Below are 16,009 nucleotides of genomic sequence, written 5' to 3'. Positions count from 1 at the left end.
ACATGATGTTACGACACAAGCAATCCGCTTCTGAATCCGCTATAATCTGCGTTTGATTTTATTTTCCAACGCCTTTTGTATAAAGCAAAACATCATGCAAGAACAATATCAACCCGCCGCCATCGAGCCTGCGGCGCAGAAAAAATGGGATGACGCCCGTATTTTCAACGTCTCCGAAGACGCTTCCAAACCCAAATACTACTGCCTTTCCATGTTCCCCTATCCCAGCGGCAAGCTGCACATGGGGCATGTGCGTAACTACACCATCGGCGACGTATTGAGCCGCTTCAAACTCTTAAACGGCTTCAACGTCATGCAGCCTATGGGTTGGGACGCGTTCGGCATGCCGGCGGAAAACGCGGCGATGAAAAACAACGTCGCCCCCGCCGCTTGGACGTACGACAACATCGAATACATGAAAACCCAGCTCAAAAGCCTGGGTTTTGCGATTGACTGGGAGCGCGAAGTCGCTACCTGCAAACCCGAATACTACCGCTGGGAACAATGGCTGTTTACCAAGCTGTTTGAAAAAGGCATCGTCTATCGCAAAAACGGCACGGTAAACTGGGACCCGGTCGACCAAACCGTCCTTGCCAACGAGCAAGTCATCGACGGGCGCGGCTGGCGTTCGGGCGCATTGATCGAAAAACGCGAAATCCCGATGTATTACTTCAAAATCACGGATTACGCCGAAGAGCTGCTCAATGATTTGGACAAGCTGGAACACTGGCCTGAACAAGTCAAAACCATGCAGCGCAACTGGATCGGCAAATCTCGCGGTATGACCGTGCGCTTCGCCGTTTCAGACGACAGCAAACAAGGCTTGGAAGGCGATTACGCGAAATTCCTGCAAGTTTATACCACCCGTCCCGACACGCTGATGGGCGCGACTTATGTTGCCGTTGCTGCCGAGCATCCGCTGGCAACCGCAGCCGCAGCCGACAAACCTGAATTGCAGGCATTTATCGCCGAATGCAAAGCCGGCTCGGTTGCCGAAGCCGATATGGCGACGATGGAGAAAAAAGGCGTACCGACCGGCCGCTACGTCGTCAACCCGCTCAACGGCGACAAGCTGGAAGTGTGGATTGCCAACTATGTATTGTGGGGCTACGGCGACGGCGCGGTCATGGCGGTTCCGGCGCACGACGAACGCGATTTCGAGTTCGCCACCAAATACAATCTGCCTAAAAAACAAGTCATTGCCGTTAGTGACAACGCATTTGACGCAAACCGATGGCAAGAATGGTACGGCGACAAAGAAAACGGCGTATTGGTCAACAGCGGCGACCTGGACGGCATGAATTTTCAGACGGCCTTCGACGCCATCGCCGACAAGCTGCAAAGCCAAGACGCGGGCGAACCGAAAACCCAATACCGCCTGCGCGACTGGGGTATTTCGCGCCAACGCTACTGGGGCTGCCCGATTCCCATCGTCCATTGCGAAAAATGCGGCGACGTCCCCGTCCCCGCCGACCAACTGCCCGTCGTCCTGCCCGAAAACGTCGTACCCGACGGCATGGGTTCGCCGCTGGCAAAAATGCCCGAGTTTTACGAAACCACCTGCCCATGCTGCGGCGGCGCGGCGAAACGCGAAACCGACACCATGGACACCTTCATGGAATCGAGCTGGTATTTCTTCCGCTACATGTCGCCCAAGTTCGCAGAAGGCATGGTATCGGCAGAAGCCGCGAAATACTGGGGCGCGGTCGACCAATACATTGGCGGTATCGAACACGCCATTCTGCACCTCTTGTACGCGCGCTTCTTCACCAAACTGATGCGCGACGAAGGCTTGGTCAGCGTGGACGAACCGTTTGAACGCCTGCTCACACAAGGCATGGTCGTCTGTGAAACCTACTACCGCGAAAATGCCAACGGTAGCAAAGACTGGATCAACCCCGCCGATGTCGAGCTGACTTTCGACGACAAAGGCCGCCCCGTGTCCGCCGTCCTCAAAGCCGACGGCCTGCCCGTCGTCATCAGCGGCACGGAAAAAATGTCCAAATCCAAAAACAACGGCGTCGATCCGCAAGAACTGATTAACGCCTACGGCGCGGACACCGCCCGTTTGTTCATGATGTTCGCCGCACCGCCCGAACAGTCCCTCGAATGGAGCGACAGCGGCGTCGAAGGCGCACACCGCTTCCTGCGTCGTCTGTGGCGTACCGTTTACGAATACCTGAAACAAGGCGGCGCGGTCAAAGCGTTTGCAGGCAGCCAAGACGGTTTGTCTAAAGAACTCAAAGATCTGCGCCACAAACTGCATTCCACCATCGCCAAAGTCAGCGACGACTACGGACGCCGCCAGCAGTTCAACACCGCCATCGCCGCCGTGATGGAACTGCTCAACCAATACGACAAAACCGACACCGACGGCGAACAAGGCCGCGCCGTCGCCCAAGAAGTATTGGAAACCGCCGTACGCCTGTTGTGGCCCATCGTGCCGCACATCTGCGAAACCCTGTGGAGCGAATTGAACGGCGCGAAACTGTGGGAAGCAGGCTGGCCGACAGTCGACGAAGCCGCCTTGGTCAAATCCGAAATCGAAGTCATGGTTCAAGTCAACGGCAAACTGCGCGGCAAAATTACCGTTGCCGCCGACGCATCCAAAGCCGACCTCGAAGCCGCCGCACTCGCCACCGAAGGCGCGGTGAAATTCATGGAAGGCAAGCCTGCGAAGAAAATCATCGTCGTACCGGGCAGACTGGTGAACATCGTGGTGTAAAGTCTGATTCGGCATTGATTGCTGTAATAAGAAAGGTCGTCTGAAAACTTGGGAACAGGGTTTTCAGACGACTTTTTTAAGGTAGATAGAGTTGTCTACATTACAGACCTCAAATAACTTAAATCTCAAAATCCTAAAAAAGTTCCCTTAGCCTGCACAACAAGATAATTTCGAAATATCTTTATCGAACGTAAGTGCAACTAATTTTAGCCCTTCAGCCATTGTTAAATATGGTGCTAGGGTTTCTGTTAAATCTTCTATCGTTAAGCCAAATTTAACAGCTAATGATGCTGCATAGATGACATCTCCTGCATTTTCAGATACAATATGAACCCCTAATACTTTTAGTGTTTCTGCATCTGCTACTAGTTTAAATACACCGGTTGTTTCACGGTTTACAATTGCTCTTGGAACAGCATCTAAAGGTAATACAGATGTCTTCACATCATACCCTTTCTCTTTTGCTTGTTCTTCTGTTAAACCAACCGTTGCAACCGTCGGATTCGTAAACGTAACAGCAGGAACTACCGATAAATCTATTTTTTTGTTTAATCCACCAATAGCATTATCAGTAATAATTCCACCTTCATAGGCTGCTACATATACAAATTGTGGTCCTAAAGTCACATCTCCTGCTGCATAAATCTTTTCATTACTTGTTTGACCAAAATCATTGATCAGGATTTCATTATTTTTTCCAGTTTCAACACCTGCTGCACTTAAATTTAAAGAATCCGTATTTGGTTTTCTTCCAGTGGCAACAAGTAACTGATCTGATTCAATGACTTCTCTACTGCCATTTACTGTTACGTAAACCCTTTTTATCTCTCCACTTTGTTCAACACGCTCAAAAGTTGCCCCTTTGACAAGGTTTATACCCTGTTCAATTAACGCTTTTTCAACTGACTCTGAAATCTCAGGATCATACTCCTTTAAAAGTCGCTCACTTCTTTGCATAAGCGTTATTTCTGAACCTAAATGATGAAATAGTTGTCCAAGCTCCATTCCAATGTATCCTGAACCAATTACAGTTAATCGTTTTGGTATTTTCTTTAACTCAAGAAGTGTTGTACTAGTTAAATAGTCCATTTTTTCAAGTCCTGAAATTTGGGGCAACGAAGGCGATGCACCTGTTGCAATTAAAAAGCGTTTTGCAGATAACTTTGCCCCATTGACCTCAACCGTACTAGCATCAACGAATTTTGCTTCACCTTTAATTAAATCAAAATTATATTCATCAATTAAATCCATATATTTTTGATTCCGAAGTTCGCTCACCAATTTATCCTTTTGCGTGATTAAACTAGCTAAATCCACTTCTCCAGCGGATGTTTGTAAACCTATAAACGGATTGTCTTTTGATAAATGATTGATTTCCCCTGCCCTAAGAAGAGTTTTTGACGGAACACAGCCAATATTCACACAGGTTCCCCCAACCGTTCCACGCTCAATCATTCCAACTTTTGCACCGTATTCTATAGCTTTAATTGCCGAAGAAAAGGCAGCAGCACCAGAACCAATAATAAGAAGGTCATAATTGTCTTCATTAATTAACGCCACGTTTTCTAGTGATGATACTTCTTCAATTTCTCCGGCTTGGTAATTTGCTTCATCAATCGCCTTTATTGCACTTTCAACCTCAATATCATCGGGCAGTTCAAATACTGCTTCACCACGACGATAACTAGACTCAATATTTTTAGCACCTATCTTTTCAAGTGCTGATTCTACGTGTTTTTCACAACCCGTACATGTCATTCCTGAAATGTTTACCTTAAATTTATTCATAAAAAAGCTCCTTTCGTTAATTAATCTCTCATGTTAATGTTTCTATTATTGGACACGAATGTAATTGCTTTTCATCTGGACATCGTTGTTTTAAGTCGTCTAACATAGTTTCAATTCGTTTTAAATCCTCTATTTGTTTTTGCACTTCCTTTTGTTTTTTAGAAACAAATTCGAACATATCTTGACAACGAACTTCATCTTTATCTACAACACCAAGTAATTTATAAATCTCGCTTAAAGAGAAACCAAGTTCCTGTATTCGTTTAATAAACCCAACACGCTTAACGTCATCATATGAATATATCCGATAACCAGCTTCCGTTCGGTGAGGTTCTTGTAATAAATTTTTTCGCTCGTAATATCTGATCGTTTCTTTATTAACTCCACATTTATCTGCAAACTCACTAATGCGATAAATCATCTTATTTCACCCCCTGAATATTATAAACCATGTACCATAGTACACGGTCAAGTAAATTGGACTATTTTATTTTTTTCCCAAAGTATCACTCGTATGTGATTGATACTTTTATATAATACTATTGATTATCCTAACATCCCACCAGAAAATCCGATTTAAACACCAGTTGTTTTTAAACTATTAAGAAAGTAATTCCACTATATATTCCGAAGACCCAAAAAACCATACGAATCAGTTAGATTCATTATCACAGTTCCCGTCATTAACATAGCCCTTAAAAGTTCAGGCAAAGAAATATCTAATGCGCTAGCCAAACGAATAAGATTTAATAGGGCGGGGTTACGCTCTCCACGTTCTATCATTCCGATATAAGTCCGGTGCATATTCGCTTTTTCAGCCAATGCTTCCTGACTTAAATCCTGGAGTTGTCTTAAATGACGAACATGTTTGCCAAATTGTTTTAAAATTTCTGATTTCATGATGACTATTCTTAATGTTTGCAAATTAAATTCCACATACAATAAGTATCAACTTTAGTTCTAATACGAAAGGCCATCCGAAACCCTATATTCAGTTTTCAGACGGCCTTTTTAACTGCCCGATTTTATTCGCCGTAGTAGGCTTTGGTCAGGATTTCTTCCATATCGGCCACCATCGCGAGGCGTGGGTTGGCCGGGGTACATTGGTCTTCAAAAGACATCATGGCCAGCTCTTTTCTGCCGTCGAGGAAGGTCTTCTCATCGATGCCCTGCTCTTTCAACGACATTTTGATGCCGACGTTGACTGCCAGCTCATGGCAGGCGCAGGCGAAGGATTCGACACCTTCTGCCGGTGTGCTGCATGGCAGGCCTAAGGTACGGGCGATTTCCTGATATTTCAGGTCGGCTTTGTAGTAGTTGTACTTCGGCCAAGTGGCGGTTTTCTGCGGACGCGTGCCGTTGTAGCGGATGACGTGCGGCAGCAGGATGGCGTTGGCGCGGCCGTGCGGAACGTGATATTTGCCGCCGATTTTGTGTGCCATCGAGTGGTTGATGCCCAAGAACGCATTGGCAAACGCCATGCCTGCGATGGTGGAGGCGTTGTGCATATGCTCGCGCGCTTCAGGATCGGCCGCACCGTGCTTGTAGGAGCGTTCGAGGTATTGGAACACGAGCTTGATGGCTTGCAGGGCAAGGCCGTCTGTAAAGTCGTTCGCCAGTACGGAAACGTACGCTTCTACGGCGTGGGTCAGTACGTCCAAACCGGTATCGGCGGTTACACCTGCCGGAACGGTCATGGTAAACGCAGGATCGACAATCGAAATGGTCGGTGTCAGCGAGTAGTCGGCAATCGGATATTTTTTGTCGCCGTCGCTGATGACGGTAAACGGTGTTACTTCGGAGCCTGTGCCTGATGTGGTAGGGATGCCGATAAATTTGGCTTTGCGGCCCAATTCAGGGAAGCGGAAGGCGCGTTTGCGGATGTCCATGAATTTTTGTACCAAGTCTTCAAAATCGACTTGCGGCTGCTCGTAGAAGAGCCACATGGCTTTTGCCGCGTCCATTGGCGAACCGCCGCCCAGCGCGATGATGGTGTCGGGCTGGAAGCTGCGCATCAAATCCGTGCCTTTATAGACGGTTTGGACGCTCGGATCGGCTTCGACATCGGTAAACAGCTGGATGGTCACTTTGTTTTTGCGTTGATGCAGTTGATGGGTGATTTTATCGACAAAGCCCAGGTCAACCATCGAACGGTCAGTCACAATCATGACTTTTTCGCAGTCTTTCATGTCTTGCAGATATTGGATGGAATCGCGTTCAAAATAGATTTTGGCGGGCACTTTGAACCATTGCATGTTGTTTCTCCGACGGCCTACTTTTTTGATGTTTAACAGATTGACTGCGCTGACGTTGCCGCCGACGGCGTTTTTACCGTAAGAGCCGCAACCGAGGGTCAGAGAAGGCAGGAAGGCGTTGTACACGTCGCCGATGCCGCCGAAGGTGGAAGGCGAATTCCAAATCACGCGTAGGGCTTTGACGCGGGAGCCGAACGTTTTGACCAATTCTTCGTTAGCGGTATGGATGGCGGCGGAGTGTCCCAAGCCGTCAAAGGCAACCATTTCTTCGGCGAACTTCAAACCTTGTTCGGTCGAATCCGCCTTAATCATGGCCAACACAGGCGAAAGTTTTTCGCGGGTCAGCGGCTCGTTCGGGCCGACTTCGCGGCATTCGGCGATGATGATGTTGGTTTTTTCAGGCACTTTAAACCCGGCCTGTTCGGCAATCCATGTTGCCGGTTTGCCCACAACGGCGGAATTAAGTTTCGCCCCGCCGCAGCTGGCGCAATTCGCCGTCACGCCGAAGATAAACTCTTCGAGCATGGCTTTTTCTTTTTTGTTAGCAAAGTACACGCCGTAGGATTTGAATTCTTCGGCCAACTCTTTGTAAATCTCTTTATCGGCAATCACCGCCTGCTCGCTGGCGCACACCATGCCGTTGTCGAAAGATTTCGACATCACAATATCGTGTGCTACCTGTTTGATGTCCGCCGTTTTTTCAACATAAGCAGGTACGTTGCCCGCCCCGACGCCGAGCGCAGGTTTGCCGCAAGAATACGCCGCCTCCACCATCGCATTGCCGCCGGTCGCCAAAATCGTTGCCACGCCCGGATGCTTCATTAGTGCGGAAGTGCCTTCCATAGACGGCTTTTCAATCCACTGGATACAGTTTTCCGGCGCACCGGCCGCAATCGCCGCATCACGCACGATACGCGCGGCATGGGCGGAACACTGCTGGGCGGACGGGTGGAACGAGAAAATAATCGGATTGCGGGTTTTCAGTGCAATCAGGGATTTGAAAATGGTGGTGGAAGTCGGATTGGTCGTCGGCACGATACCGCAAACCACGCCGACCGGATCGGCGATTTCGGTAATGCCGGTTACATCGTTTTCGCTGATGACGCCCACGGTTTTCAAATCGCGCAGGCGGCGCACGACGTTTTCGCAGGCAAACAGGTTTTTCGTCGCCTTATCCTCAAACACGCCGCGTCCCGTTTCTTCTACCGCGTGCATGGCGAGCACACCATGTTTGTCCAGCGCGGCGATAGAGGCTTTGGCAACAATAAAGTCAATCTGCTCCTGATCGAGCTTAAGAAACTCGTCCAATGCCCGTAAACCCTTGTCAACCAGGCTGTTTACCTCGGCTACGGCTGGGCTGACGACGTTGTCGGCTGATGCGTTCATGGTGTATCTCCTTAATAAAAGGTGGCAATAAGGTCAATAAATTTTCACTACGATAACTATAGGTAATTTAGTTACATTTTGCTTTGACCTACATCACAAACCATGATTGAACTTTTCAGACGGCCATTTTATCGTTTATTCATTTTAATTCTTTGAAGTATAATATTTTTATCTACACAAAAACAAAGACGGTTATTCTTCGTCGCTTTCCTCGATAATTAAGATAAAAACAGAAAATCGATGTATTAAAATTACAAACGTAAATGAAAAAGGCCGTCTGAAAATATTTTTCAGACGGCCTTTTTCATGTCTATCTTTTATTGGCTAATGTCTTCCAGCGTACGGCCTTTGGTTTCCTCACCCAATACCAAGACTACTGCCACAATCAGCAGCATAACCAGCGCAAACATCATAAAGATTTTGCCGAAGCCGCCGCTGTTGCCTACCATCGCCGCCACCACCATGGGCGCGAGTATGCCGCCGACGCGACCGATGGCGCCTGCCCAGCCGGATGCGAAAGCACGGAAGCGCAAGGGGTAGAGTTCGGGGGTGTAGGTGTATAAAACGCCCCATGCGCCCAAGTTGAAGAAGGACATCAGGCTGCCCCAGATCATGACTTCGGCCGCAGTTGTGCTTTGCCCGAAAAACCATGCGCACACGGCGCAAGCAGCCAAAAAGCCTGCCAGCGTTGCTTTGCGGCCGATTCTTTCCACCAAAGCCGCGGCGGCTATATAGCCGGGCAGTTGCGCAACAATCATCACCAGCACATATTCAAAAGTTTTGACCACGGTATTGCCCTGCTCGACCAGCAGTTTGGGCAACCAAGTGAAAATGCCGTAATACGAAAACACGATGCCGAACCAAACCAGCCACAGCATCAGCGTGCGCCGTGCAAACGGATGTTGCCAAAGTTGGATGAAGCGGATGCGTTCGCGCGGGGCGGCCGGTGCGGCAACAGCTTCTGCCGGCGGCGTGATGCCCGATTGAATTTCCAACTCAGATACCAAACGGTGCGCTTCGTTGGTTTTGCCGCGGGAAAGCAGGTAAGGCACGGATTCGGGAACGAATTTCAACACCAACGGCACATAAAACAGGGGCAAGGCACCGAATAAAAACGCGCTGTGCCAGCCGGTTTGCGGAATAAAGAAATAAGACACCAGCGCAGCCGAAAGCCAGCCCAAGCCCCAGAAGCTTTCCAGCAACACAATAAAACGGCCGCGTACTTTCGGCGGCGCATATTCGCTGACCAGCGACACGGCGACGGGCAGCTGGCCGCCCAAGCCGACGCCGACAAAAAAGCGGCACACAAGCAAAACCGTCAAATCAGGTGCAATTGCGCACAAACCTGTGGCAATACTGTACACCACCATCGTACCGGCAAAAACGGTTTTCCGTCCGAACCTGTCCGCCAGCCAGCCGCTGAATACCGCGCCCAGAGCCATGCCGACAAAGGCAATGCTGACAATCCAGCCCAACTGCGCCGGAGCCAGCACCCAATCTTTGCCCAAAGCCGGCAATACAAACGACACCAAGCCTGTATCCATGGCGTCAAACAGCCAACCTATGCCGACCAGCACTAAAAGTTTGTAATGAAAGCGGGAGGGCGGCAGATTGTGCAGCCGCGTCAAAATATCCATAACTTCTTTCCTTTATTTGCGTATTATTGAATTGGATTTTATCAATAACTGCTTTAATTTCAGTGACAAACCTAATACCGAGACATTGTGTCGATTTTAACATTGGTACCCTATGCAAAGAATAGGAAGCGCGTGTTTTTTGGCTATTTTTTATCGCCAAAACTGCACGCCATATTAAAACGCTGAATAAGGGTTCACGGCAGGCCGTCTGAAACCGATGCTTCTGGTTTCAGACGGCCTGCCGTTTTTTGCAAAGGCTTCCTGCTTGGGTTATGATGTTTATTTGTAATATGTAAACAGACGATTGCCTGTTTTTACATAACGGGCCGTCTGAAACAACGGAGAACGATATGAATGCGGTTGTAATTGCGGTCATCATCATGCTGGCGCTGTCTTTATCGCGCGTGCATGTGGTGCTCAGCTTGGCTGTCGGCGCGTTTGTCGGCGGCTTGGTGGCCGGTATGCCTTTGGAGAATATAACCAACGCGGCCGGCGATGTGGTGCAGCAAGGGATTATTCCCGTTTTTAACGAAGGCCTGAAAGGCGGGGCGCAAATCGCGCTGTCTTATGCCATGCTCGGCGCGTTTGCCATGGCCATCACGCATTCCGGCCTGCCGCAACAGCTCGCCGGTGTGATTATCCGCAAGCTCAACGGCGGCGAAGGCAATGCAAAAGGCGAAGGCGCGGTCAAATGGCTGCTGCTGGCGATTATTTTGTGCATGGGCGTGATGAGCCAAAACGTTGTGCCGATTCATATTGCGTTTATCCCGATGATTATTCCGCCGCTGCTGTTGGTATTCAACCGTTTGAAACTCGACCGCCGCTTGGTGGCCTGCGTGATTACGTTTGGCTTGGTAACGACTTATATGTTCCTGCCTTACGGTTTCGGCGCCATCTTCTTGAACGACATCATGTTGGGCAATATCCGCTCGGCAGGCATGGACACCAGCGGCATCAATGTGATGCATGCAATGGCGATTCCGGCTTTGGGCATGGTTTCCGGTTTACTGCTGGCCTTTTTGCACTACCGCAAGCCGCGCATTTATCAAAACAATACCACTGACACGGAAGACAACCGTGCGGCAGTGCAACAACAAGAGCCTTCAACCTATCGCAGCTTGGTGGCGGCCGTAGCGATTGCCGTGTGTTTTGCCATTCAGCTTTTGTATGATGGTTCGCTGGTATTGGGCGCTATGTTGGGCTTTGCCGTGTTTATGATGCTGGGCGTGATGAACCGCTCCGCCGCCAGCGATGTGTTCGGCGAAGGCATCAAAATGATGGCGATGGTCGGCTTTATTATGATTGCGGCACAAGGTTTCGCCGCCGTAATGAACGCAACCGGCGAGATTCAGCCTTTGGTCGAACGCAGCATGGCTTTGTTCGGAAGCAATAAAGGCATGGCCGCCTTTACCATGCTGTTTGTCGGCCTGCTGGTAACCATGGGCATCGGCTCGTCTTTCTCCACCTTGCCGATTATTACCGCGATTTATGTGCCTTTGTGCATCAGCTTGGGCTTCTCCCCAATGGCTACCGTGGCCATCGTCGGCACGGCAGGTGCGCTGGGTGATGCAGGCTCCCCTGCTTCCGACTCGACACTCGGCCCGACCATGGGCTTGAACGCCGACGGTCAGCACGACCACATCCGCGATTCGGTTATCCCGACCTTTATCCACTACAATATCCCGCTGATGGTTGCAGGCTGGATTGCCGCGATGGTGCTGTAATATGAGCGATATTCAGGAATTGGAACACCGCATCACGGAGCTGGAAATTCAGACGGCCTTGCAGGAAGATTTAATCGGCAGCCTGAACGACACCATCGCCAAGATGCAACAGGCTTTAGATTTACAACAAGGCCAGTTGCGGCTTCTGTATCAACGGATGCAGGACAAAGGCGCAAACGGCGAACGCGAACCGTACAGCCTGCGCGATGAAATTCCGCCTCATTATTGATCAACTGAAAAGGGCGTGTTTGATACATGCCCTTTTCTTTCATAACAAAGGCCGTCTGAAAGTCAATCAAGCTTTCAGACGGCCTTTTAAACAATCAAACCTTACAAACAAGCTAATTCGTTGGCCATTTGCTGCTCGACAGTTTCACGTTGGCGGATAAGTTTGCATTCGTTGCCGTCAACCAATACTTCCGCCGCACGGTTGCGCGTGTTGTAGTTGCTCGCCATACTTGAGCCATACGCACCGGCGCTGCGGATAAGCAGCAAATCCCCTTCTTCGCAGGCGATGGTGCGGTCTTTGCCGAGGAAGTCGCCGGTTTCGCAAATCGGGCCAACGATATTGGCCGTCAGAGGCTCAATGTCTTTGGTTTCGACCGCTTCAATGTGATGATAGGCATCATAAAGTGCCGGACGCATCAAATCGTTCATCGCCGCATCGATCATCACAAAGTTTTTCTCTTCGCCATGTTTGACAAACTCAACGCGCGTCAACAACGCACCTGCATTGCCAACCAAACTACGGCCTGGCTCGAGGACCAGTTTCAGACGGCGTGTACCGATTAGTTTTTGAACGGCTTGGGCATACGCGCCCAAATCAGGCACATTTTCATCTTGGTAAACAATGCCGACACCGCCGCCCAAGTCCAAGTGTTCCAACACAATGCCTTCGTCTGCCAGTTGGTCGACCAAGGCCAAAATACGTTCGCAGGCTTCGACCAGCGGGCTGAGGTCGGTCAGTTGCGAGCCGATATGGCAGTCGATACCGACAATTTTCAAATGGCTTTGTTGAGAAGCATGACGATAAGCCTCAAGTGAATCGGCATAGGCAATACCGAATTTATTGGCTTTCAAACCGGTGGAGATATAAGGATGAGTTTTGGCATCGACATCGGGATTGACGCGCAGGGAAACCGGGGCGACTTTACCTAAACGCGCGGCAACTTTCTGAATACGGTCGATTTCAGGAATACTCTCCATATTGAAGCATTTCACGCCTGCATTCAGCGCAAATTCAATTTCTGCCTCACTCTTACCCACACCGGAAAAAATCGTTTTCGCCGCATCGCCGCCGGCCGCCAAAACGCGCGCCAACTCGCCGCCGGACACAATGTCAAAACCGCTCCCCAAAGAAGCAAAGTGTTTGATGATGCTCAGGTTGCCATTCGCTTTAACCGCGTAGCAGACAAGCGGATTTAAAGCGGAAAACGCGGTTTGGTAGTTTTCAAATGCCTCGGTCAGCGCAGATTTGCTGTACACATAAAGCGGCGTACCAAACTCTTCGGCAAGGTGTGTATAAGGGAGTTGTTCGCAGAATAAGGTCATGTTTGTGAATCTTTTTTAGTCGTTGGTTTGAGTAGTCGGCTCTTTTGCCGTATCGAATTTCAAGCCGGTCTGAATCACGCCGAAGCGCGCCTTGTCGCCTTCTTTGGGCAGGTAGAGGTCGCCTTTGTAGCCGCAGGCAGAGAGCAGCAGAGCCGTTGCCGCTGCAAAAAATACGCCGTATTTCATCAGTAAAACTTTCTTCATCATTACGAATGTGGCAAGATTCGGTATCTTAAACAAAAACCACACAAAAAGCCATGATGACCGAAAGCGAATTCATCCGCATGAGCGAAGAATTGTTTGAACACATTGAAGACCAAATCGATGAAAACGGCTGGGATTTCGACTGCCAGTTTGCCGGAAACGTACTGACCATCGAAGCCGAAGACGGTACGCAAATCATCGTCAACCGCCACACGCCCAACCAAGAATTGTGGATTGCTGCCAAAAGCGGCGGCTACCATTTCGCCGAGCAAAACGGCAAATGGCTGGCAACGCGCGACAGCCGCGATTTCTACGACGTTTTAAACGAAGCACTGAGCGCGGCTTCGGGCAAAGCAATTGAGATTGCGGAATTGTGATTCAGTCTTCAAATATCCCTAGCTAAAAATCTATTTACCTCAAAGGACACCCAAATGCCCCTACTAGACAGTTTCAAAGTCGACCACACCCGTATGCACGCCCCTGCCGTACGCGTGGCAAAAACCATGACCACGCCCAAAGGCGACACCATTACCGTGTTTGACCTGCGTTTCTGCATTCCCAACAAAGAAATCCTGCCTGAAAAAGGCATTCATACGCTGGAACACCTGTTCGCAGGCTTTATGCGCGACCACTTAAACGGCAACGGCGTTGAAATCATCGACATTTCCCCGATGGGTTGCCGCACCGGTTTCTACATGAGCCTCATCGGCACGCCCGACGAGCAAAAAGTGGCCGACGCATGGCTCGCTTCAATGCAGGATGTTTTGACCGTTCAAGACCAAAGCAAAATCCCCGAGCTGAACGAATACCAATGCGGTACCTACATGATGCACTCGCTTGCCGAAGCACACGAAATCGCCCAAAACGTTTTGGCACGCAAAGTAGCCGTCAATAAAAACGAAGAGCTGACATTGGACGAAAGCCTGTTGAACGCTTAATCCGCCATGACAACAAAGGCCGTCTGAAACTTTAGTATGACAAGTTTCAGACGGCCTAAGACCTTTTATTCCAATTTTCAACCTTTCAACCACAGTTTTACACCGCCTAAAAATAAGTTGGCGGATGCTGACAGTGTACATAGTATAATTACACTTTAAACAAACAACCTGATTCTATTGCCTTTATGAAACCGTTTTTCTGCAAAACCGCCATTGCCCTCAGCCTGACCCTCCCCGCCGCCGCCGCCAATGCTGCTGAGTATGTCTGCAATGTTGAAGGCATCACCGTTTATGTTTCATACCAGATCAATGACGCCTGTCGCATAGTTGAAACAAACAATGTAACAGAAAACAGCGTCGTTGCGATTCCGGGCGACACTCCGGTTTTAAAAACGGTACAAACAACAGAATTTAAAGCATCTGCCGCAGACTACATTAATGCTTCTCAAGCAACGCCCGCGGTACAAACCCCAGTCGTTGTTGCTCGAAATGAATACGGTATTCCGGCACCTATTTCCATTCCGATGGCACAAACTCGACAAGCTATGCTAGCGAATAAAACCATTGCAGACAGCGCAATCGTTTCCAACAATACGCCTGCTTTGGAAACATCAGCCGTTGCAAAACCTGAAAACTATGTTGTCGATGCTGCTGTCCACAACACAACTCCTGTCGTACAAACTCAGACGACTGCCGTTCAAGAGGACAACACTATTGTTCCTCCTGTACTCATCGCGCAAACCCATACCGTTACAGCCGACAAAGCCATTGCAGACAGCGTAATCGTTCCCAACAATACGCCTACTCTGGAAGCGCCGCCCACAATAAAAGCTGAAGACTATGTTGCCGACACTACTGTCCGCAATACAACTCCTGTCGTACAAACTCAGTCTAGTGCAACCCAAACAGAAAACAGTGTTGTTCCTGTAATGCTTGCCGCACAAGCCCAACCTACTGCTTCTACCGAGAAAACAGTTTCAGACGGCCTTGCTATTATTAATGAAACACCAGCTGTTCAACCTGTTGTACCTGCAATCCAAACTCCACAAGAGATTATTCAGAACTCGGCAGTTCAGCCGCAAACTTCAACTACCCAAAATAACCAAGCGGTAACAGCTCAGGATGAAGTGCTCGATAAAACACCTACCAAAGTCGAGACTAAGCATAAAGGCAAAACTTATGCCAAAACCTCCTCTCGACGCAAAGCCAAGGTTAACCGTACTAAAGCCGATAAAACAGCCGTTGTCCGCGCATCTGAGGAACAAGCAGCCAAACCTATTGCCACCGCTTCAACCGAACCAAGCACGCCGGCAACTGCCACTCCGGTAGAGCATGGCAAAACCACTGTCCCAACACCTTTCCCACAAGCATACAAACCGGCAGCCGATATTTTGCTGGATAAAGGAAATAGCGACAGCGATATCAAAATCCTGCCGAATGTACCGATTACCAGCGTGACCAACACAGCCGAAGCTGCCAATCCGCGCATCAATATTACCCTGCGCAACCGTCAGAACAAATCACGCAGTTCTTCATACAGCAAATACAAAGCCCCTGTTATCCGTACTGCACCTGTGGTTACGCCGGCTCCTAAGCCAAGCCCTAAAGAAACCCGCAAACAGATATTGCAGACCGAAGTACGCAACGAACAGGCTGCTATTACCCGCCTTCAAACCCAGTTGAACGCGGCCAAACAAAAAGGCGATCAGATTAAAATCCAACAACTGACCCGTACCATAAACGCCCGTAAAGCGAATATCCGCGCTATTCAAGGCGAGATGTCTCGTTGATTGGTTTTTTA

13 protein-coding genes are annotated in these 16,009 nt (G+C 49.3%); 6 read left to right on the top strand and 7 right to left on the bottom strand.

What is annotated here, in order from left to right; genetic code table 11:
* Positions 1-94: 94 nt before the first annotated feature.
* Positions 95-2,725, top strand: coding sequence for a leucine--tRNA ligase (leuS, locus tag ACTHSA_RS06075; protein ID WP_440378835.1), 2,631 nt, complete (start codon positions 95-97; stop codon positions 2,723-2,725).
* A 147-nt stretch (positions 2,726-2,872) separates the two neighbouring features.
* On the opposite strand, the gene merA is transcribed toward leuS, so the two are convergent.
* From merA to ACTHSA_RS06050, 5 genes are all read right to left on the bottom strand, one after another.
* Positions 2,873-4,513, bottom strand: coding sequence for a mercury(II) reductase (gene merA, locus ACTHSA_RS06070; protein WP_001031935.1), 1,641 nt, complete (start codon positions 4,511-4,513; stop codon positions 2,873-2,875).
* Between the two features lie 28 nt (positions 4,514-4,541).
* Positions 4,542-4,934: an Hg(II)-responsive transcriptional regulator gene (gene merR / locus ACTHSA_RS06065; RefSeq protein ID WP_001863748.1), complete on the bottom strand. Its 393-nt coding sequence runs from the start codon at positions 4,932-4,934 to the stop codon at positions 4,542-4,544.
* A 197-nt stretch (positions 4,935-5,131) separates the two neighbouring features.
* A complete protein-coding gene (locus ACTHSA_RS06060; RefSeq protein WP_070625083.1) occupies positions 5,132-5,413 on the bottom strand; it encodes a helix-turn-helix domain-containing protein in 282 nt (93 codons plus the stop codon).
* 125 nt (positions 5,414-5,538) lie between these two features.
* A complete protein-coding gene (gene adhE, locus ACTHSA_RS06055) occupies positions 5,539-8,154 on the bottom strand; it encodes a bifunctional acetaldehyde-CoA/alcohol dehydrogenase (RefSeq protein WP_070625084.1) in 2,616 nt (871 codons plus the stop codon).
* Between the two features lie 317 nt (positions 8,155-8,471).
* Positions 8,472-9,791 carry an MFS transporter gene (locus ACTHSA_RS06050; RefSeq protein WP_440367283.1) on the bottom strand — a complete coding sequence of 440 codons (1,320 nt, stop codon included), beginning with the start codon at positions 9,789-9,791 and terminating at the stop codon, positions 8,472-8,474.
* Positions 9,792-10,141: 350 nt separating this feature from the next.
* On the opposite strand from ACTHSA_RS06050, the gene ACTHSA_RS06045 reads away from it, so the two are divergent.
* Together ACTHSA_RS06045 and ACTHSA_RS06040 are read left to right on the top strand one after the other, a co-directional pair.
* Positions 10,142-11,515, top strand: a complete 1,374-nt coding sequence (locus ACTHSA_RS06045; protein ID WP_070625086.1) for a Na+/H+ antiporter family protein — start codon at positions 10,142-10,144, stop codon at positions 11,513-11,515.
* A gap of 1 nt (position 11,516) precedes the next feature.
* The gene (locus ACTHSA_RS06040) at positions 11,517-11,744 is read left to right on the top strand and encodes a SlyX family protein (RefSeq protein WP_049348560.1); all 228 of its coding nucleotides are present in this window, start codon (positions 11,517-11,519) and stop codon (positions 11,742-11,744) included.
* A 101-nt stretch (positions 11,745-11,845) separates the two neighbouring features.
* Here ACTHSA_RS06040 and lysA read toward each other — a convergent pair whose 3' ends face one another.
* A complete protein-coding gene (gene lysA / locus ACTHSA_RS06035) occupies positions 11,846-13,066 on the bottom strand; it encodes a diaminopimelate decarboxylase (protein ID WP_070625087.1) in 1,221 nt (406 codons plus the stop codon).
* Positions 13,067-13,081: 15 nt separating this feature from the next.
* Positions 13,082-13,273: an LPS translocon maturation chaperone LptM gene (gene lptM / locus ACTHSA_RS06030; protein WP_003684659.1), complete on the bottom strand. Its 192-nt coding sequence runs from the start codon at positions 13,271-13,273 to the stop codon at positions 13,082-13,084.
* Positions 13,274-13,323: 50 nt separating this feature from the next.
* Between lptM and cyaY the strand changes: the two genes are divergently transcribed.
* The 3 genes from cyaY to ACTHSA_RS06015 all read left to right on the top strand — a co-directional run bounded on the left by cyaY (position 13,324) and on the right by ACTHSA_RS06015 (position 15,998).
* Positions 13,324-13,647, top strand: a complete 324-nt coding sequence (cyaY, locus tag ACTHSA_RS06025) for an iron donor protein CyaY (protein ID WP_070625088.1) — start codon at positions 13,324-13,326, stop codon at positions 13,645-13,647.
* 54 nt (positions 13,648-13,701) lie between these two features.
* Positions 13,702-14,208: an S-ribosylhomocysteine lyase gene (gene luxS, locus ACTHSA_RS06020; protein WP_049328425.1), complete on the top strand. Its 507-nt coding sequence runs from the start codon at positions 13,702-13,704 to the stop codon at positions 14,206-14,208.
* A 185-nt stretch (positions 14,209-14,393) separates the two neighbouring features.
* Positions 14,394-15,998 (top strand): hypothetical protein, encoded by a 1,605-nt coding sequence (locus ACTHSA_RS06015; protein WP_440367286.1) that lies wholly within the window; start codon positions 14,394-14,396, stop codon positions 15,996-15,998.
* Positions 15,999-16,009: the final 11 nt, after the last annotated feature.

The organism is Neisseria sp. P0008.S002 (assembly GCF_051962805.1).
Lineage (GTDB): Bacteria > Pseudomonadota > Gammaproteobacteria > Burkholderiales > Neisseriaceae > Neisseria > Neisseria perflava.
This window is presented reverse-complemented; position numbering and strand designations above follow the sequence as displayed.